Below are 17,908 nucleotides of genomic sequence, written 5' to 3' on the forward strand. Positions count from 1 at the left end.
GTAAAGTCCTCTATCGATTGGTGTTATTGCCAAAGGTTTTTTTGGGCAAAAAGAACCTGAGGCTTATGGCAATAAACCTAAAAATGTGTGGATGATATTCGGTTAACGCTAAACGGCTTTTGCTTGGCTCATGCCACCTATAAATTCAGTGAGTTTTTGGGCTGCATAGCTCACTTCATTTTGTAATCGCCGGCACTCTTGTGCAGGGATGCTATTCATTGGCACCATGATGCTAATCACCGCTTCTACGCCATTCGCTTGGTTATAAACAGGGTAAACAATGGATGAAATTCCTCGACGATAAAATGATTCACCAATCACATAGCCTCGCAGTTTGTCAGCTTGGATCATTTGCCAAAATTCCTGCTTGCTGCCTGCGTTGTCGGGTAGCTCATCGTCTGGGTAAAGTGCATCGAATTCAGCGCGAGTTAACCCACTGAGTAGCATACGACCGAGTGAGGTTCGATGGGCTAATAAACGCGTGCCTACGCTAACATGGTTAATTTTTGATTCTGCGCCACTGACTCTGGCGATGTAAATAATGTCTCGGCCATCTCGAATGACTAAATGGCTGTTACATTGGCTTCGGTCTCTGAGTTGCTCGATAATGGGCTGGCCTAACTGGGTTAAATCGAGCGATGCAATATAGCCAAGACCAAGGCTGAGTACTTTGCGGCCTAATGAAAATGCCCCAGTACGCGGGTGTTGGACGAGGAAATCCAAGTGCACTAAGGTTTGGATCGCACGGTAAGCCGTTGCTTTGGGCATATCGACTAAGCGAAGGATCTCGGCAAATGTGAGCTCACGGTGCTGTTCTGCAAGTAGCAAAAGAAGCTGTAGCCCTTTTTCCAAACCGGGTACCAGATATTTACATGTTGAATTCATGGTCCTCACCTCTTTACCGACAAAATGGCGAAATTAGTTAAAAATAAAGCCACCATTAACTGGGATTAGCTGTCCTGTAACAAAATCAGCCATAGGCGAAAGCAAGTACAAAGCGGTTCCTGTAACGTCTTCGGGCATCTGCTCCCCTTGTAATGCTCTGCCATTTTCATATAGCTGGTGGCGCTCGGCTGGGACGTATTGGGTCGCTTCGACTTTTGTGAGTCCCGGAGCAATCGCGTTGACGCAAATACGGTGAACTCCGAGTTCACGTGCCATTGAGCGTGTCATACTGATGATAGCCCCTTTACTGGCGACATAGGCCATCAGCTTGGGAGCTCCCCAAAGTGCGGTGTCAGAAGCAATATTGATAATTTTCCCGCGGGAGCTCTGCTTTAAAAAAGGAAGAGCAGCTTTGGTGACTAGCCACGTTCCTCTGATATTGACGGACATAACCTTATCCCATAGCGCCAAGTCATATTCATCGAGCAGTTTTCCACCCACTCCTGTTGCCAGAGCCGCATTATTAATCAGCCCATCAATTGCACCTTGTTGGCCAATACTGTCGAATGCATGAGTGATTGAGTCAGGATCTGCTAAGTCGAGAGAAACACCTTGGGCTTCAAAACCTTGTTGTTGTAAGGACTCGACACTTTCTTGTAATCGCTGTTCGAGGATGTCACACAAGATAACTTGAGCGCCTTGCTCTGCAGCGGCTTGTGCAAAGCTAAAGCCAAGCCCTCTTGCAGCGCCTGTGATTACGATGCGTTTTCCTGACAAGACATCATGCATTTTCAGTTTCCTTATTGTTTATTAAGTCAAACTGTTTCTTCGCTTCACGTTGCATAATGCGGCGTAGGCGAGATAACCCCACATCGTGTTGATAAAGAAACTCTTTATCCCGTGCATTTGGTGTGAGGTTTTCCAAAATAATGCGATCTTGTTCTAGGACATCCCAATGTAGCCCTTCTAGGCGGTTGCGGTACATAAAGCGCCATAAATCACGTTGCCAGTCTTTCACTTTGCGAATACGCCAAAAGAAAACTCGAGTGTGATGACGGTCTTCAGGTACGACCATGCCGATAATCCAAAAGTGCCCGCCAGGGCCGAAGCGTTTTTGATATGGGATAGATAAACGTAGCCAATTTGCTCCTGTACTCGCAAATTCCACCCAGTCGAAGTTGACACCAATTTGGTCATTTTTACGGAAAATAAACCCATTTTTTGTTGCTTCTAGGATCATTTCTGATTGTTTATCACCTTCTGCCATTGAGTGTGATGATGAATGGAGATAGGTGCCATGCATTGGGTCCATCACGTTTTCTAATGCATATTGGTAATTGCATTTCCACGATGCAGTGCAGAGGAAATTGCTATGGTTTTCGTCATCAGCTAACTCTTCAGGAAACTCAAGGGCTGGAGGTGTTTCACCGTCAACTACCGCAAAATAGAGGAAGATAGCGCCATGAATTTCTTGAACGGGATAGGTTTTTAAACATTTTTGACCTTCAAGAGGGCATTGACTGACCGCTGGAACATCTTTAACGACGCCATCACCACCGACTTCGACGCCGTGGTACCAACAGGCAATACGTTCACCTAGGTTCCAACCCATTGATAAACGGGCTCCGCGGTGTGGGCATCTGTCTTCTAGTGCGTGAATTTGGCCTTTATCATCACGCCAAAGGACAATTTGTTCTTCTAAACGGGTAATACCGATGGGGTCGCTGCTCACTTCCCAACTGGATAATACGGGGTACCATTGCCCTCGTAATCCGACATCGAGGTAATCTTGATAGTTTTGAAGTTGTGTATTCGTTGTCATCATTTGCTTCCGTTTATCAAAAGTGTTTTTGTTTTATTTTCTTTTTATGACAATGTATTAGTAACCATTGACAAGAAGAAATTCGCGGAAACTGCTGGTAGACCAAGGGTGCCCTTGTCGGTCATATAATTGTTGTTGATTTAATGCGCTAACTAATTCTTCAAGTGATTCAGTGCCTGCGGCGAATAGCGTTTCCAGTGCAAAAATAAGTTTATTTTCATATTCATCTGGGAGACGTGAACGTGTTTGCCAAACGATATTCGGTGCACTTCCTGGTGCCTGAATACTGCCTTTACCGCCTTCTCGCGCTGGGATGATTTGGTTATTCGCCGGCAAATACGGGTTAAAATTTTGAATGGGTTCCATTTCTACTCCTCAATCAAACTGATTTCGATTTGGTTGTCGTGAACGCGTGTTTGGTAGGTTTTGAGATCTCGCCCACCGGGTTCGCGTAAACATTTACCTGTTTTAATATCAAAAACGGCTTCATGTAATGGGCATTCCACTTTGCCATCTTCAACAAAACCTTGGCTTAACAGAGCGTAGGCATGTGGGCAAACATCTTCTAAGGCATAATATTGGTCTTCAACTAAGAAGATCCCAATTTCGGCATTATCAACTTTGGCGGAAAAAGGAAATTCTTCTTGAACTTGTGAGATATCGCAGACTGCAACCCAGCTCATGGTTTTCTCCTTTTGAATGTGCTGTAACATTTTGTTTCATAGGTGAAACATTGTTTTTTATTTAAAACCAGATTAATTGTATGGATGATTATTAGTCAATCAAATGTTGGCTATATGTAAAATATTCGTTTCAAAATGTGGGGCGTGTCGAGGTTATGATGGAGTTTGGTTTCATATGAGAAACTTGTGAAAGATTTATTCAAATAGGACTACTCATTTACGGTGTTTGGGGGGATGAGTTATGGAGAAAAGTGAAAAATAAGCTATAGGATAATAGGCTCAGTATATAAGTTAATATCAATAGGATATTAAGAGATTACATGCAATATCCTATTGATGATATATTCAAATAAACTATTTCACCTCAAAACGTTGTAAGTCCTTACTGACCGTTACTGGACCTGAGTATTGTTTTCTCACTTCATTAATCCACACATCGTCGGTAATGGATGGGTCATCTGCAGGAACTAAGTGGGTAAGTACAAGGTGTTTTACATTGGCTTGTTGGGCTATTTTGCCGACATCTTCTGCGGTCGTATGGTGGGAAATAATCGCTTTTGCCAGCGTTGAACCGTTGCCGATACGATTTGCTAAATTTTCCACCCCAGAAACTAAGACGACTTCACTGATTAAATAGTCAGCATCTTTAGCAAATTCAATGATTTGGCTATTATCAATCATATCACCAGTAATAACGATAGTTTTTCCGCCAGATTGTATTTTATAAGCGAGGGCTTCGTCTGAGTTAAAAGGTGGGTGTGGAACAAATAAGGCACTAATTTCGACATCATCATTCTTGAGTACAGACCCTTCTTGAATATCTTTTGCTGTAACCATTTGGCGCAAATCAGGTTTACCTTCATCTTTAACGCGTAAATCAATATCGCGACTAAATGTATCCCAAACACCTTTTGTCATACTTTCCGTTCCAACAGGGCCATAAACAGCGATATTATGGTTTAAACCACTGTTCCAGGCATTTAACAGTAGGGCTGGGTAATCGGCAACATGGTCACTGTGAAGGTGGGTAATAAAGATAGAATCAAGGTTTTTTAATGGGGCTTTTGATTGAACTAATCGCAAACTTGCTCCGTATCCCGCATCAAATAGGTATATTTTATCGTTCTTGATAAATGCTGTAGATTGCGGCAAACGTTTTTCATTTAATAAGGAAGGACCGCCTTTTGTTCCAAGCGTAATAATTTCATCTGCACTAGCTAGATGGCTAGCACCAAATAGCGCAGCACCGATAGAAAGAGAAACGAAAAGTTGTTTTAATTTCAAAGTATCACCTCTTTATATTATTAATAGATTGAGTTTTTTTATGAATAATATTCATTTATCCCAAGATGTTGCTATATTGTTAATATGTGAATGAGTCTACGTTTATGTATGACGGGATACTATCGTTCTTATGGACTAGGTGAATGATTTAGAAAGGTTATTTATGTTGATTTATAGAGAATAATTCTGAAAATAATTAATCAAATTAGCTATAATTCTAATATTATTTAATAGAGAAAGTTATATTGTTTACGCATTCAAGTTAAATTGGATTTTAAGTTTATATTTAAGACTGTTTAGAATTCTTAATGAATAAATGATAGGCTCTATTTTTTAATGCAATCATTATTGTATTGCTAATTAATGAATCGGTTTTTGAAAAATGAATCGGTCAATTGTACTTCCACGACTTTTCTTGATCTCAAGTGAAGCTTTTTTTATGTTTTAGCGCGAAAATATCCTTACAGTGGTAAGAGGATATCTCAGTGAAAAGTGGTATACAGTTACGCATTAAAGGGAAAGTTCAGGGGGTCGGGTTTCGCCCTTATGTTTGGCAATTAGCCCACCAATGCAAACTATTAGGTGATGTCTGTAATGATGGCGAAGGGGTGCTAGTGCGCTTATGTATTGATTCGGATATCACTGAATTTACCCAGTTATTGTACCAAAACTGCCCACCGTTAGCCCATATAGAAAGTATTGAACCGCAATCTTTTCAATGGGATAAATTACCCAACGCATTTACTATTCGCCGTAGTGGTGAAGGCAAAATGGATACCCAAGTGATCCCTGATGCCGCCACTTGCGATGCATGCCAACAAGAGCTTTTCACTCCATCAAATAGGCGCTTTCATTACCCATTCATAAATTGCACGCATTGCGGCCCGCGTTTCACGATAATTCGCCATATGCCTTATGACAGACCCAATACCGCAATGGCTGATTTTCCCTTGTGCCCTAATTGTTTAGAGGAATATCAATCCCCAGTAGATAGACGATTTCATGCACAACCCAATGCGTGCGCGGTGTGTGGCCCTGAAATTAAATTATGCGACTCATCAGGAAAAACGATTGCAAATAAAGAGAACGCATTACTCTTGGCTGCTCAACAGCTATTGGCAGGGAAAATTGTTGCTATTAAAGGGATCGGGGGCTTTCACCTTGCTTGTGATGCGAGTCATGATGAGACGGTAGAGGCTTTGCGCGTTCGTAAATGCCGCCCAACTAAGCCACTGGCGGTAATGATCCCATCACTGAATTGGTTAGAGTTGCACAATATGCCGCCTAGTGATGGGCTATGTGCATTATTAAAAAGCCCAGCAGCCCCGATTGTATTGATCAAAAATTGGAAAAATCATGTATTAAGCCAATATATTGCGCCAAACCTAGCGGAAGTCGGTGTCATGTTGCCGTCTAATCCGTTGCAACACCTATTAATGGCACAAGTTAATCGCCCATTAGTGATGACGTCAGGAAATGTATCTGGAAAGCCCCCTGTGTTGAGTGAGCAAGCTGCGCTGGCAGATTTAGCCAATATCGCTGACTTTTACCTCACTCATAATCGCGATATCGTCCAACGTGCAGATGACTCATTGGTGCGTTATCATGATGGGAAAGCGGAAATGCTCCGCCGTGCGCGGGGCTATGTTCCTGATGCCATTGACTTACCTGAAGGGTTTGAAAATTCGCCATCAATACTGGCCTTAGGGGCGGATCTTAAAAATACCTTTTGTTTATTGCGAGACAAAAGTGCGGTAATGAGCCAACATTTTGGCGATCTTGATGACATGGATATTTTCGAACAATATCAGTCTGCGATTGCATTATTTGAATCTATTTATCGTTTCACGCCAGCAGCGATAGTCAGTGATAGGCATCCTAGTTATGTGAGTACGCGCTATGGGGAGGCGTTATCACAGCAATTACAAATTCCATTACTAAAAGTGCAGCATCATCATGCGCATATTGCTGCGGTAATGGCCGAGCATGGCTTACCGTTAAATAGTAATAAAGTTATTGGGTTAGCTCTCGATGGGTTGGGGTATGGCGATGACGACCGCTTATGGGGAGGTGAATGCTTACTGGTGGATTATAAGTCCAGTCAATATCTAGGGGGGTTACCTCCAGTTGCACTACCGGGAGGGGAATTAGCTTCTCGCCAGCCATGGCGTAATTTCCTTGCTCATTGTTTACAGTTTGTTCCCCAGTGGCAAAAGCAAGAAAGTGCCGCTTATTTAATGTCATTTCCTTGGCAAGGCTTACAAAAAGCAATTGAAAAAGGAATTAATAGCCCAATGGCTTCATCCACTGGGCGGCTTTTTGATGCGGTTGCTGCAGCGTTAGGTATATGTACGGCGCATACCAGTTGGGAAGGGGAAGCCGCTTGCCAACTTGAGGCGGTTGCAATGAAGTCACCTGTGACTACGCATCCGGTCACTATGCCGTTAGTTGGTCAACAATTGGATTTACACACATTTTGGCAACAATGGATGACGTACTATGCGCCTAAACCACAACGGGCGCATGCATTTCATGTGGCATTAGCGCAAGGTTTTGCCGAGCTTGCAAGGAAATCAGCGAACCAATATGGTACTAAGCAAATTGTTTTGTCAGGTGGTGTGATTCATAACCAACTATTGCGAGAGCTATTAGTGAATAATCTATCTGAGTTCGATGTGTTATATGCAAAACAATTTCCCATGGGCGATGGGGGGCTATCACTTGGGCAGGTAGCTATCGCTTCTGCAATATTGAAACATGAATCTATTATTGATGAATAGTATTATATTTATAAGATTGTATATCCACTTATAACTTTGCAGTTTATTATATTTAATGGATTATATTGTTTTTTTTGATATTGATTCTTATTTAGCATGTTCATGTTTATATTAATGGATTGTTTATTATTAATACACACATTCCGCTTAATTAATTAAGTTGCAATAATGAATTTCAATATAGCAATGAAAATAAAAGAATTTTATATTTTAAATGATGTGATATATAACGCATTATTGAAAATTAAATCCATTTATTTATATTTCTTTTCTTTTTTCAATACGGTTTACTGAATCGATTTTTCTAGCAAATATATAAAAAAATTAAAATTTCTTATTGCCTCTTGATGAAGATCAAATGATTTGGACGCGGTAGGAATAGGATCTTATTTTATATTTATGCATCAGGTTACTTAAATAAGAATTTATTTCATTAGACTTAGTTTTGTTAACTTTTTAAATAGAAAAATACAAGCCAAAGGTGTGTGCCTCATTTGTACACAGGGCTTTGTGGTATCTATAACCTTAAGATAATAAACAAAAATTGCCTAATGAATAGGTTCTAAGCCACCCATAATAATAGGAAAAAAGAATGATAGGAGATAACTCTATTATTTCTTCGCATGGCATTAACCGCCGTGATTTTATGAAGTTATGTACAGCACTGGCCGCGACAATGGGATTAAGCGGGAAGGCTGCAGCCCAAATAGCGGAATCTATTAGTGACCCAGCACGGCCACCGGTCATTTGGATTGGTGCCCAAGAGTGTACGGGATGTACAGAATCTTTGTTGTGTTCCACTCATCCTACGTTAGAAAATTTAATTCTCGATACCATTTCATTGGAATACCACGAGGTGTTGTCTGCTGCCTTTGGTGAGCAAGTTGAGCAAAACAAACATAACGCAATTGAAAAGTACAAAGGAAAATATGTTTTAGTTGTCGATGGTTCTATCCCACTAAAAGATAACGGTATTTATTGCATGGTAGCGGGTAAGCCGATTGTTGAGCATATTCGTGAAGTGGCTGAACACGCCGCAGCTGTGATTGCGATTGGTTCTTGCGCTTCGTGGGGCGGTGTTGCTGCAGCAGGCGATAACCCAACAGGAGCTGTGGGTTTAAACCAAGTGATTAAAGATAAAACAGTTATCAATATTCCAGGTTGCCCGCCTAATCCACATAATTTCCTTGCGACAGTCGCGCACTTAATTACGTTTAATCGCCCACCAAAATTGGATAGTAAAAATCGTCCAATGTTCGCGTACGGTCGTTTAATTCATGAACACTGTGAGCGTCGCCCTCATTTTGATGCGGGCCGCTTCGCAAAAGAGTTCGGTGATGATGGTCATCGTGAAGGTTGGTGTTTATACCATTTAGGCTGTAAGGGGCCTGAAACTTACGGGAACTGTTCCACATTACAATTCTGTGATGTTGGCGGTGTCTGGCCTGTGGCAATTGGTCACCCTTGTTATGGCTGTAATGAGGAAAATGTAGGCTTTCACAAAGCGATCCATCAGTTGGCGAGCGTGGAAAACCCAACACCACGGGTGGATAAACCGGATGTCAATAATCGTGAAGGTGGCCAAATTTCATCTACTGCTGTGGGATTAATCGGTGGTGTTGTCGGGTTAGTGGCTGGCGTCAGCGTGATGGCGGTACGTGAATTAGGCCGTCAAAAACGCCAACAAGATACTGACTCACGGGGAGAATAACCGTGAATAGACGAAATTTTCTGAAACTCTCCGCGGGGGGAGCATTACTTGCGGGAAGTTCACCCAGTTTGGCGGGGCCTGAAAACCGTCCGCCGATTCCCAATTCTTTGGGAATGCTATATGACTCGACCCTGTGTATTGGGTGTCAGGCATGCGTGACAAAATGCCAAGATATTAACCATCCGGAACGTAACCCGGTCGGGGAACAAACTTGGTCAAATAATGACAAACTAACCCCTTATACCAACAATATTATTCAGGTTTGGAGTAGCGGAACAGGCGTTAATAAAGACCAAGAAAAAGACGGTTACGCCTACATTAAAAAACAATGTATGCATTGTGTTGACCCTAACTGTGTGTCGGTTTGCCCTGTTCAAGCCCTGAAGAAAGACCCAAAAACTGGCATTGTTCATTACGATGCCAGCGTATGTACCGGCTGCCGTTATTGCATGGTGGCGTGTCCTTTTAATATTCCGAAATATGCCTACGATGACAAATTTGGCGCAATTCATAAATGCGAGTTATGTAACCAAAAAGGTGTCGAACGTTTAGATAAAGGCGGCTTACCCGGTTGTGTTGAAGTTTGTCCAACGGGCGCGGTGATTTTCGGAACGCGAGAAGAATTGCTCGCGGAAGCCAAAAAACGCTTAACACTCAAAGTGGGTGATGAGTACGGTTACCCACGACAAACCTTACATAGCAATGACCCGAATGTCATTAAAGTACCGAAATATGAGGCTCATGTTTATGGCGAGCTCGAAGGCGGTGGCACGCAAGTTATTGTTCTTTCAGGTGTACCCTATCAAAACCTTGGGCTGCCTGAGTTAGAACAGTTGTCCACAGGAGCCCGTTCTGAGTATGTGCAGCACACGCTTTATAAAGGCATGGTACTGCCATTGGCCGCGTTGGCTGGGTTGAGTTTCTTGGTGTATCGCAATACCAAGAATGACAAACACGAAGGAGATGACTCAAATGACGACGCATCATAAAGAACAGCCGCTAGGCGGGCGTTTAGTCAGTTGGCCAATCATGGTATTTGGGCCCTTAGTGCTGATTTGTGTCATCTTGATAGTTAAACGTTTAGTCTTCGGCCTAGGTTCAGTTTCTGACCTAAATGGTGGCTATCCTTGGGGAATTTGGATTGCTTTTGACTTACTGATTGGAACCGGTTTTGCTTGTGGTGGTTGGGCGCTGGCTTGGGCAGTATATGTATTTAACCGCGGTGAATATCATCCGTTAGTGCGTCCCGCACTATTAGCCAGTTTGTTTGGTTACTCTCTCGGTGGGTTGTCCATCACCATTGACGTAGGTCGCTACTGGAACTTGCCTTACTTTTACATTCCTGGTTTCTTTAACACCAATTCGGTGCTGTTTGAAACTGCGGTTTGTATGACGATTTATATTGGTGTGATGGCATTGGAATTTGCCCCCGCACTGTGTGAACGTTTTGGTTGGAAAGTTTCGTTAAAACGCTTAAATAAAGTGATGTTTTTCATTATTGCGCTAGGAGCGTTATTGCCGATGATGCACCAATCATCAATGGGTTCATTGATGATTTCGGCAGGGTATAAAGTTCATCCTATTTGGCAAAGTTATGAAATGCTGCCATTACTCTCATTACTAACCGCATTCATTATGGGCTTTTCGATTGTCATTTTTGAAGGGTCATTACTCCAAGCCGCATTACGTGGGCAGGGCGCAGATGAACGACCACTGTTTGTTCGTATCACTCGTATCTTGCAGGTACTGTTAGTACTGTTTTTGGTCTGTCGTTTTGGGGAGCTGATTTATCGAGATAAATTGCACCATATCTTCAATACCGATTTCTACGCCATGATGTTCTGGATAGAAACCGCATTAATGGTTTTCCCATTGATTATTTTCCGCATGCCATCACTAAGAAATGATTCACGGTGGTTATATGCAAGCGGTTTAAGCATGTTGATTGGCGCTGCCATGTGGCGGATGAGCTATTCCCTCGTTGCATTCAACCCCGGAGGCGGATACGACTACTTCCCAACAACAGAAGAACTTTTAATTTCAATAGGTTTCGTGGCAATAGAGGTATGCGCTTATATCTTATTGATCCGCTTATTACCTGTTATTCCAGCATTGAAAAAAACAACGATGAGCCATTCAGAGGCCCGAGGTAAAGCATGAGCCAACGTATAACAATAGACCCAGTCACTCGTATCGAAGGTCACTTACGCATTGATTGTGAAATTGAAGATGGAAAAGTCACCAAGGCTTGGGCTTCAGGCACGATGTGGCGCGGTATGGAAGAGATAGTCAAAGGGAAAGACCCCCGTGATGCTTGGATGATTATGCAGCGTATCTGTGGGGTTTGTACTACAGTGCACGGTATTGTATCGGTACGCACCATTGAAAGTGCCTTAAATATTGATGTCCCTGTTAATGCGCAGTATATCCGTAATATGATTCTAGCCGCGCATACCATTCAAGACCATATTGTTCATTTCTATCAATTATCTGCGTTAGATTGGGTGGATATCACCTCTGCGCTGAATGCAGACCCCAATAAAGCGGCCGAAATCCTAAGAGGCGTTTCGACGTGGCCACTGAATAGCCCAGAAGAGTTCACACGAGTTCAAGACAAAATTAAAAAACTGGTTGCCAGTGGGCAATTGGGTATTTTTGCTAATGGGTATTGGGGGCACCCAGCGATGAAGCTGTCGCCTGAGGTAAACTTAATTGCCGTGGCCCACTATTTACAAGCCCTTGAATGTCAGCGAGATGCTAACCGTATTGTGGCGTTATTAGGCGGGAAAACACCGCATATTCAAAACCTTGCAGTTGGTGGTGTGGCAAACCCTATTAACCTTGATGGTGTCGGGGTTCTGAACCTTGAACGTTTGATGTATGTGAAATCCTTTATTGACCGTTTAGGGGATTTTATTGAGCAAGTGTATAAGATTGACGCAGCAGTGATTGCCGCGGGCTACCCTGAATGGCTCGAAGTCGGTCAAGGCGCGAAACATTACATGTGCATGCCTGAAATGCCAATGGATGGTAAAAACGGGAGCTTCCTATTACCGGGCGGTTATCTTGAAAACAGCGATTTTAGTACTTATCGCCCCATTACTAGCCATACAGACGAGTATTTGATCAACGGTATCAAAGAAAGTAGCAAACATGCATGGTACAAAGAAAATGAACCTCAAGCACCGTGGGAAGGTACCACGAACCCAGATTACACCGGTTGGGATGATGACGGTAAATATTCATGGGTAAAAGCACCGACTTTCTATGATAAAACCGTCGAAGTGGGGCCATTAGCAGACTTACTGTGCAAACTAGCGGCAAAACATGAACCGACAGAAAAACACTTTAATGATGTGGTAAACCTGTATCAAACATTGACAGGTAACAGTATTAGTGTGGATCAACTGCATTCAACATTGGGGCGGATTATCGGACGTAGTGTTCGTTGCTGTGTATTGAATGAAACCTTGTCAATTCAATGGCAAGCGCTGGTGGACAACATCGCAAAAGGGGATCACACCACCTTTGTAAAACCAATTTTCCCAGAAAATGTCACTATTAAAGGTGTTGGTTTTGGTGAAGTACCTCGAGGTTTGTTATCCCACTGGGTGGTTATCAAAGACGGTAAAATTGAAAATTACCAAGCGGTAGTACCTTCTACTTGGAACTCCGGCCCTCGTAATTTCAATGATGAGCCGGGCCCTTATGAGCAAGCATTGGTAGGAACTCCCGTTGCTGACCCATCTAAACCCCTTGAGGTGGTGCGAACCATTCACTCATTTGACCCTTGTATGTCTTGTGCGGTGCACATTGTTGACCCTGAAGGTGGCGAAGTCACTAAGGTTAAGGTGCTGTAATGCGTATTTTAGTCTTAGGTGTTGGCAATATACTGCTCAGCGATGAAGGTATTGGGGTACGCATCGTTGAGGCTTTAGAACAGCGCTATCATCTACCTGAATGCGTAGAAGTACTTGATGGCGGAACGGCAGGAATGGAGCTAATTGGCCCAATGGCGGATAGAGACCATTTAATTATTGCTGACGTCGTGTTATCGAGCCAGCAGGCTGGCTCGATTTTAGTCTTGCGCGATGACGAAGTTCCTGCGTTATTTACGCGTAAAATCTCCCCGCATCAACTCGGTTTATCAGATGTGCTATCGGCTTTGCATTTAACCGATGAATTCCCACAGAAGCTAACATTAGTGGGTGTCGTGCCTGAATCCCTCGAACCGCATATTGGTTTGACAGCAACTGGGCAGGCCGCTTTAGAGCCTGCTTTACAAAAGGTCATTGAGGTTTTGCGAAGCGAAGGCTTGGAAATCATAGCAAAAGAAGAGAGTTTGCATGCCGGATGAAATCTTAGGTTATGACACTAACCCTCGGCCTCTGGTGGAGGCCGCATTTACGCGCGTTGCTGAACAATCAATGCATGATTTGTCATTTTTGCATCCAACGATGCCAGTGCATGCCAGTGAATTCTCACTGTTTGACGGGCAATGGGTGGGCGTGGTGATCACGCCATGGATGCTCAGTGCGATTATTCTACCGGGGCCTGAACAATATTGGCCTCACCGCGTGGTCGGTGACAAGGTTGGGTTAATTCTTCCCTATGGTGAAATGACGTATACCGTGGGTGAATTAGACGGTTTAACTCAATATGTTGCTTGCTCATTAATGTCACCATTAGAAAAGAAAATGACACCGGAACAAGGTATTCACCTAGTGGATGATTGCCAGCGAATATTGCTATCGCTCCCAGTGAGTGACCCAAATATTCCTCAAGCACCTGAACGCAGGGCATTGTTTACCCGTCACTTAAGGGGGCAGGATGCATGAGATTTCGTTATGCCAAAGTACGATAGAAATTATTGAACAGCAGGCGAAAAAAAATGCAGTTAGCCGAGTCACTGGTGTTTGGCTTGAAATTGGTGCGCTCTCTTGTGTTGAAGAGAGTGCATTTCGCTTCAGCTTTGATGTCGTTTGCCGTGGTACGGTTGCAGAAGGCTGCCAGCTCCACATCATTTACTCGCCCGCACAAGCATGGTGTTGGGATTGCAGTGAAACGGTGGAGGTAGACAGCCACCAATCGGTTTGTCCACGCTGTCAGGGGCTGAACCTGAAAGTTGAGAGTGGAGAGAGTTTGCGCATCAAAGAGTTGGAAGTGGAATAGCTTTTGGAACTGACTTTGAGGTGTATCAACCAGGCTCAATAGATTATGTATTAATCTAATTTAACAATTTAGCGGTTGGGAGTGAAACTTATGTGTAGTACTTGTGGATGTGCATCGGGAGAGCGAAAAATTGAGGGGGATGACCATCATCACGGTCACGATCATCATCACGACCATGACCAGAATCATGGTCACGACCACCACCACGATCACGACCATCATGACCACCACCATGATCATGAATCTCACGGGCAAACAGTGATTATTCATCACCATTACTATCATCAAGGTGATGTGCATAACCATTATCACCAATATGAACCCGCACCTGCTGAAAATAAATCTAAAAAGCATAAACACAAACATAAGCATAAACATATTTATCAAACGGCAGAGGCGAGTTTTAAACCAGCTGGGGAACACCATGACCTTGATTATGGTCACGGTGAAGCGGGTACCCATGCACCGGGGATCAGCCAAAAGCGCATGCTACAAATTGAGATGGATGTATTAGATAAAAATAACCATCTGGCAGAACATAACCGCGAGGATTTTAACCAGAAAAATATTTTGGTATTGAACCTCGTTTCTAGCCCAGGTTCTGGTAAAACGACCTTACTCACAGAAACCTTATTAAGACTACGTGACAAAATCAATTGTGCAGTGATTGAAGGTGACCAACAAACCACTAATGATGCACAACGGATCCGCGAAACGGGTGTGCCTGCGATTCAAGTGAATACAGGAAAAGGCTGTCACTTAGATGCACAAATGGTACACGATGCAACGGCACGTTTAGATTTAGCAGATAACAGCCTGTTATTTATCGAAAATGTTGGGAACCTCGTGTGCCCTGCCAGTTTTGACTTAGGGGAGCGCCATAAAGTGGCGGTGCTGTCGGTCACGGAAGGGGAAGATAAACCTCTCAAATATCCACATATGTTTGCGGCAGCAGATATTATGTTATTGAATAAAATTGATTTATTGCCATACCTGAATTTTGATGTCGATGCGTGTATTGCCAATGCCAAACAGGTGAACCCCAATATCCAAGTTATTCAAGTGTCTGCGACACGTGGCGAAGGGATGGATGCATGGCTGGCATGGTTGGAGACACAGCTATGTGCTTAGGTATTCCGGGCAAGATAGTTGCAGTTGGTGAAGATATTCACCAACTCGCTCAAGTGGATGTTTGTGGTGTAAAACGCGATGTTAATATTGGCCTAATTTGTGAAGGCGAAACCACTGATTTATTAGGCCAATGGGTATTGGTGCACGTCGGGTTTGCCATGAGTATCATCAATGAAGAAGAAGCACAATCTACCTTGGATGCCTTAACCGCGATGAGTCAATTAGACCATGAAGTTGGTGATTTTAGCGGTTTAAATGCAGGAGCAACAGATGCAGTACGTCGATGAATTTCGCGACCCTGTTCTTGCAAAAGCGCTATTGGCGCATATTCATCAACGGGTGAATGAAATACCTCAAGCGAAACGACGTCCATTGCAGCTCATGGAAGTCTGTGGAGGCCATACCCACGCGATTTTTAAGTTTGGTATTGACCAGTTATTACCCGCTGAAATTGAATTTGTTCATGGGCCAGGTTGCCCTGTGTGCGTTTTACCAATGGGACGAATTGATGGCTGTATTGAAATTGCACAGCACCCAGAGGTTATCTTTTGTACTTATGGTGATGCAATGCGAGTGCCGGGCGAAAAGGGCTCTTTACTTGACGCCAAGCGTAATGGGGCGGATGTCCGCATCGTTTATTCACCGCTAGATGCTTTGGCATTAGCAGAGCAGCATCCCCATCGCCAAGTGGTTTTCTTTGGCTTAGGCTTTGAAACCACCATGCCGAGCACCGCAATCACCTTGCAGCAAGCAAAACGCCGCCAACTAGCCAATTTTAGTGTGTTCTGCCAGCATATTACGATTATTCCCACCTTGCGTAGCTTACTTGAACAACCGGATGTGCGTATTGACGGTTTTTTAGCGCCAGGGCACGTGAGCATGGTGATTGGCGCGCATCCCTACCAGTTTATTACCGAAGACTTCCATAAGCCTTTGGTTGTCACAGGGTTTGAACCCCTAGATATTTTGCAGTCATTAGCCATGTTAATTGACCAAATCGCCGATGGCCGTTGTGAGGTAGAAAACCAATATAAACGCATTGTGGCTAATGAAGGCAACCTGTTAGCACTTAAGGCGCTAGAGGAAGTTTTTGAACTCAAACAAACCAGTGAGTGGCGCGGATTGGGGGAAATTGCAGGTTCAGGGGTTCAATTAACCCAAGCTTATCAATTTTTTGATGCCGAGAGGCGTTTTCAGGTACAGCCCCATAAAGTGGCGGATGACCCGCAAGCGCGCTGTGGTGAGGTTTTAACAGGGCGCTGTAAGCCCAGCGAATGTACGTTATTTGGGCGTCGTTGTACGCCACAAACTGCTTTTGGTGCATTAATGGTTTCTTCTGAAGGTGCCTGTGCAGCTTATTATCAATATCGTCGGGAGGCATAAATGAGTCGTAATGCTAACAATGTAGTGACGATGGCTCACGGAAGTGGTGGGCAGGCGATGCAGCAATTAATTGAACAACTGTTCTTGCAGGCATTTGCTAACCAAGCGTTGAATGAGCGGGAAGACCAAGCTCGGCTAGCACTGGCGGAAATGACCGTATTAGGCGACCGTTTGGCATTCAGTACTGATAGCTATGTCGTCGACCCGATTTTCTTTCCCGGGGGCAATATTGGTAAACTAGCCGTTTGCGGCACAGTGAATGACGTCGCAGTCAGTGGTGCTATTCCCAAATACCTTTCTTGCGGTTTTATTTTGGAAGAAGGCTTTCCACTTTCTGAACTTACCTCAATTGTGGAATCCATGGCGGCAACGGCAGCGGCTGCGGGTGTGGATATTGTGACCGGCGATACCAAAGTCGTGCAGCGCGGGGCGGCAGACAAAATTTTTATCAATACGGCCGGTATTGGTGTGATCCCGAGCAATATCCAGTGGGGAGCTCAGCATATTCAAGCGGGGGATAAAGTGATTGTTAGTGGTACGTTGGGTGACCATGGCGCCACTATCTTAAACCTACGCGAACAACTTGGGTTAGAAGCGGAGCTTTGCAGTGATTGTGCAGTATTAACGCCATTGATAGCACCGCTACGTGAAATTGACGGCGTTCGGGCATTACGAGACGCAACTCGTGGTGGTGTAACGGCAATCCTACATGAATTTGCCCAAGCTAGCGGCTGTGGAATTGCTGTTAATGAAGGCGATTTACCTGTCTCTTCTGTGGTTAGGGGGGTGTGTGAGCTATTGGGCTTAGAGCCGTTAAACTTTGCGAATGAAGGCAAATTAGTGATTGTGGTGAAACCTGAAGCGGAAAGTGCGGTGATTGCTGCACTACACCAACACCCATTAGGGAAAGATGCAGCCACGATTGGTTGTGTGACTGAGCAAAAACAAGTCAAATTGGTTGGGATCTTCGGTACATCAAGGTTATTAGATTTACCCCACAGTGAGCCTTTACCCCGTATTTGTTAATTGAAAATGCCCTATAGATAAAACCTATAGG

Annotated in this window: 18 protein-coding genes; 12 read left to right on the forward strand and 6 right to left on the reverse strand. The window is 43.8% G+C overall.

The features are described 5' to 3' along the window. Nucleotides 1-108 precede the first annotated feature (108 nt). The 6 genes from PR683_RS12585 to PR683_RS12610 form a co-directional block, all read right to left on the reverse strand. Nucleotides 109-885, reverse strand: a complete 777-nt coding sequence (locus PR683_RS12585; protein WP_004908423.1) for an IclR family transcriptional regulator — start codon at nucleotides 883-885, stop codon at nucleotides 109-111. A 33-nt stretch (nucleotides 886-918) separates the two neighbouring features. Beyond that, nucleotides 919-1,674, reverse strand: a complete 756-nt coding sequence (locus tag PR683_RS12590) for an SDR family oxidoreductase (RefSeq protein ID WP_272578766.1) — start codon at nucleotides 1,672-1,674, stop codon at nucleotides 919-921. Next, nucleotides 1,667-2,707 carry an aromatic ring-hydroxylating oxygenase subunit alpha gene (locus PR683_RS12595; RefSeq protein ID WP_004908426.1) on the reverse strand — a complete coding sequence of 347 codons (1,041 nt, stop codon included), beginning with the start codon at nucleotides 2,705-2,707 and terminating at the stop codon, nucleotides 1,667-1,669. The genes PR683_RS12590 and PR683_RS12595 overlap by 8 nt, the downstream gene beginning before the upstream one ends. 57 nt (nucleotides 2,708-2,764) lie before the next feature. Then, nucleotides 2,765-3,073 (reverse strand): recombinase-like helix-turn-helix domain-containing protein, encoded by a 309-nt coding sequence (locus PR683_RS12600; protein ID WP_004908428.1) that lies wholly within the window; start codon nucleotides 3,071-3,073, stop codon nucleotides 2,765-2,767. A 2-nt stretch (nucleotides 3,074-3,075) separates the two neighbouring features. Beyond that, entirely contained in the window at nucleotides 3,076-3,390 is a 315-nt protein-coding gene (nirD, locus tag PR683_RS12605) for a nitrite reductase small subunit NirD (protein WP_004908430.1), read from the reverse strand. Between the two features lie 354 nt (nucleotides 3,391-3,744). After that, nucleotides 3,745-4,674 carry an MBL fold metallo-hydrolase gene (locus PR683_RS12610; RefSeq protein ID WP_164529127.1) on the reverse strand — a complete coding sequence of 310 codons (930 nt, stop codon included), beginning with the start codon at nucleotides 4,672-4,674 and terminating at the stop codon, nucleotides 3,745-3,747. A 485-nt stretch (nucleotides 4,675-5,159) separates the two neighbouring features. Between PR683_RS12610 and hypF the strand changes: the two genes are divergently transcribed. The 12 genes from hypF to hypE all read left to right on the forward strand — a co-directional run bounded on the left by hypF (nucleotide 5,160) and on the right by hypE (nucleotide 17,877). After that, nucleotides 5,160-7,454 (forward strand): carbamoyltransferase HypF, encoded by a 2,295-nt coding sequence (hypF, locus tag PR683_RS12615; RefSeq protein WP_228367221.1) that lies wholly within the window; start codon nucleotides 5,160-5,162, stop codon nucleotides 7,452-7,454. A gap of 592 nt (nucleotides 7,455-8,046) precedes the next feature. After that, complete coding sequence (gene hybO / locus PR683_RS12620) at nucleotides 8,047-9,165, forward strand: hydrogenase 2 small subunit (RefSeq protein ID WP_004908437.1); 1,119 nt, start codon at nucleotides 8,047-8,049, stop codon at nucleotides 9,163-9,165. A gap of 2 nt (nucleotides 9,166-9,167) precedes the next feature. Next, complete coding sequence (hybA, locus tag PR683_RS12625) at nucleotides 9,168-10,154, forward strand: hydrogenase 2 operon protein HybA (protein ID WP_110731714.1); 987 nt, start codon at nucleotides 9,168-9,170, stop codon at nucleotides 10,152-10,154. Further along, a complete protein-coding gene (gene hybB, locus PR683_RS12630; protein ID WP_109911742.1) occupies nucleotides 10,138-11,325 on the forward strand; it encodes a Ni/Fe-hydrogenase cytochrome b subunit in 1,188 nt (395 codons plus the stop codon). Before hybA ends, hybB begins: the two co-directional genes overlap by 17 nt. Then, nucleotides 11,322-13,025, forward strand: a complete 1,704-nt coding sequence (gene hybC / locus PR683_RS12635) for a hydrogenase 2 large subunit (RefSeq protein WP_109911743.1) — start codon at nucleotides 11,322-11,324, stop codon at nucleotides 13,023-13,025. The genes hybB and hybC overlap by 4 nt, the downstream gene beginning before the upstream one ends. Beyond that, nucleotides 13,025-13,522 (forward strand): HyaD/HybD family hydrogenase maturation endopeptidase, encoded by a 498-nt coding sequence (locus PR683_RS12640; RefSeq protein WP_004908450.1) that lies wholly within the window; start codon nucleotides 13,025-13,027, stop codon nucleotides 13,520-13,522. The genes hybC and PR683_RS12640 overlap by 1 nt, the downstream gene beginning before the upstream one ends. Continuing rightward, nucleotides 13,512-14,003, forward strand: a complete 492-nt coding sequence (gene hybE, locus PR683_RS12645; protein WP_004908451.1) for a hydrogenase-2 assembly chaperone — start codon at nucleotides 13,512-13,514, stop codon at nucleotides 14,001-14,003. The genes PR683_RS12640 and hybE overlap by 11 nt, the downstream gene beginning before the upstream one ends. Further along, nucleotides 13,996-14,337 (forward strand): hydrogenase maturation nickel metallochaperone HypA, encoded by a 342-nt coding sequence (hypA, locus tag PR683_RS12650; protein WP_004908455.1) that lies wholly within the window; start codon nucleotides 13,996-13,998, stop codon nucleotides 14,335-14,337. The genes hybE and hypA overlap by 8 nt, the downstream gene beginning before the upstream one ends. Before the next feature lie 90 nt (nucleotides 14,338-14,427). Next, nucleotides 14,428-15,468 carry a hydrogenase nickel incorporation protein HypB gene (gene hypB, locus PR683_RS12655; RefSeq protein WP_272581807.1) on the forward strand — a complete coding sequence of 347 codons (1,041 nt, stop codon included), beginning with the start codon at nucleotides 14,428-14,430 and terminating at the stop codon, nucleotides 15,466-15,468. Next, nucleotides 15,459-15,755 carry a hydrogenase maturation factor HybG gene (gene hybG, locus PR683_RS12660; RefSeq protein ID WP_004908461.1) on the forward strand — a complete coding sequence of 99 codons (297 nt, stop codon included), beginning with the start codon at nucleotides 15,459-15,461 and terminating at the stop codon, nucleotides 15,753-15,755. The genes hypB and hybG overlap by 10 nt, the downstream gene beginning before the upstream one ends. After that, nucleotides 15,739-16,851 (forward strand): hydrogenase formation protein HypD, encoded by a 1,113-nt coding sequence (hypD, locus tag PR683_RS12665; RefSeq protein ID WP_004908463.1) that lies wholly within the window; start codon nucleotides 15,739-15,741, stop codon nucleotides 16,849-16,851. The genes hybG and hypD overlap by 17 nt, the downstream gene beginning before the upstream one ends. Next, nucleotides 16,852-17,877, forward strand: a complete 1,026-nt coding sequence (gene hypE, locus PR683_RS12670; protein ID WP_071524532.1) for a hydrogenase expression/formation protein HypE — start codon at nucleotides 16,852-16,854, stop codon at nucleotides 17,875-17,877. Nucleotides 17,878-17,908: the final 31 nt, after the last annotated feature.

The sequence above is a fragment of the Providencia sp. PROV269 genome (assembly GCF_028477785.1).
In the GTDB taxonomy this organism is placed as follows: domain Bacteria; phylum Pseudomonadota; class Gammaproteobacteria; order Enterobacterales; family Enterobacteriaceae; genus Providencia; species Providencia rettgeri.

Coding starts and splice junctions, on each gene's coding strand:
- hybE (WP_004908451.1), top strand. CDS start 13,512: ATGCCGGATGAAATCTTAGGTTATGACACTAACCCTCGGCCTCTGGTG.
- hybO (WP_004908437.1), top strand. CDS start 8,047: ATGATAGGAGATAACTCTATTATTTCTTCGCATGGCATTAACCGCCGT.
- hypA (WP_004908455.1), top strand. CDS start 13,996: ATGCATGAGATTTCGTTATGCCAAAGTACGATAGAAATTATTGAACAG.
- hybG (WP_004908461.1), top strand. CDS start 15,459: ATGTGCTTAGGTATTCCGGGCAAGATAGTTGCAGTTGGTGAAGATATT.
- hypB (WP_272581807.1), top strand. CDS start 14,428: ATGTGTAGTACTTGTGGATGTGCATCGGGAGAGCGAAAAATTGAGGGG.
- PR683_RS12640 (WP_004908450.1), top strand. CDS start 13,025: ATGCGTATTTTAGTCTTAGGTGTTGGCAATATACTGCTCAGCGATGAA.
- nirD (WP_004908430.1), bottom strand. CDS start 3,390: ATGAGCTGGGTTGCAGTCTGCGATATCTCACAAGTTCAAGAAGAATTT.
- hybC (WP_109911743.1), top strand. CDS start 11,322: ATGAGCCAACGTATAACAATAGACCCAGTCACTCGTATCGAAGGTCAC.
- PR683_RS12590 (WP_272578766.1), bottom strand. CDS start 1,674: ATGCATGATGTCTTGTCAGGAAAACGCATCGTAATCACAGGCGCTGCA.
- PR683_RS12585 (WP_004908423.1), bottom strand. CDS start 885: ATGAATTCAACATGTAAATATCTGGTACCCGGTTTGGAAAAAGGGCTA.
- PR683_RS12600 (WP_004908428.1), bottom strand. CDS start 3,073: ATGGAACCCATTCAAAATTTTAACCCGTATTTGCCGGCGAATAACCAA.
- hybB (WP_109911742.1), top strand. CDS start 10,138: ATGACGACGCATCATAAAGAACAGCCGCTAGGCGGGCGTTTAGTCAGT.
- hypD (WP_004908463.1), top strand. CDS start 15,739: ATGCAGTACGTCGATGAATTTCGCGACCCTGTTCTTGCAAAAGCGCTA.
- hypE (WP_071524532.1), top strand. CDS start 16,852: ATGAGTCGTAATGCTAACAATGTAGTGACGATGGCTCACGGAAGTGGT.
- PR683_RS12595 (WP_004908426.1), bottom strand. CDS start 2,707: ATGACAACGAATACACAACTTCAAAACTATCAAGATTACCTCGATGTC.